Source organism: Caulobacter sp. S45, from assembly GCF_009765965.1.
Taxonomy (GTDB): Bacteria; Pseudomonadota; Alphaproteobacteria; order Caulobacterales; family Caulobacteraceae; genus CAHJWH01.
In genome coordinates, this window is the sequence record NZ_LMUL01000001.1 from 235,187 (window position 1) to 236,018 (window position 832).

Consider the following 832-nt stretch of genomic DNA (forward strand, 5'->3'; position numbering starts at 1 on the left):
CGCGCAAGTGCGGCGAGCATAGGCGTCAGTGACATCCAAGCCCTGGGCGGCGTTCCAGGCCTTATGGACCGTCGATGACGGGTCGTTTGGCGCTGTGTCGTAGTAGCTGAGGTCGCACCCAGGTCCAGCACCGGAGCTGGCGCCGTAGAGGTACATGCGTACGGGGTGTCCGTCATTCATGGCGTCCACAACGACGCTCCCATCGATGACGGTGATTCCGCCGGGGACGTCGCGTCCAGGAACCTCGCCCATCGCGCCAAAGGGCGTGGGCTTCATCGTCTCGCCGCCGCTATTCCAGATCACGCGACAAATGTCGGCGTCGGCAGGGCGTACCGGAGACAGCTCGACGTTCACTTGAGTCACAAGCCGGCAGAGCGGACGCTCCGATAAGTCGTCCGTCAGAGCGCCAACATACTCCGGATAGCCGTCGCCCCAATCACCGTAGCGCGCGACGAACGGTCGTCCTTTGTGGAAGAACCATTTGGCCGTCACGGACCAGGGCTGCTGCTCATCGGGTTTTCCCCCGTAGGCGTCAATCGATCTTGTTACGCCCCTCGCCGCCACCAAAGCCTCGCTCGTGTGCATCGTCCCTTCATCATCGGTTCCCAGCCCCACATCAGACGCGCCGTTGCGCCACGAGGCTGCGGCCAGGAAGGGCGATGATTTTGGTCGGGCAAGCGAGTCCCGTTCCACGGTCTCGCCGACAGCGCGACAGACTTCTCGGTCCTCATCGGAAGTGTCCGGGTAACTTGGGTCAGACCTGGGCGCGTTCGGGTCAAACGGCCCGTCTAGTCCGTCTGCCATGGCTTTTGGCGCCGCTTCCAGCTCCCCA

The 832-nt window shown here is 63.5% G+C and carries 1 protein-coding gene; it reads right to left on the reverse strand.

Annotation, left to right across the window (positions count from 1 at the left end; all coding sequences use genetic code 11):
- Positions 1 to 693 (reverse strand): hypothetical protein (locus GSQ87_RS01020; protein ID WP_216838889.1); only part of this gene is annotated, 693 nt, incomplete at its 3' end.
- Between the last annotated feature and the right edge of the window lie 139 nt (positions 694 to 832).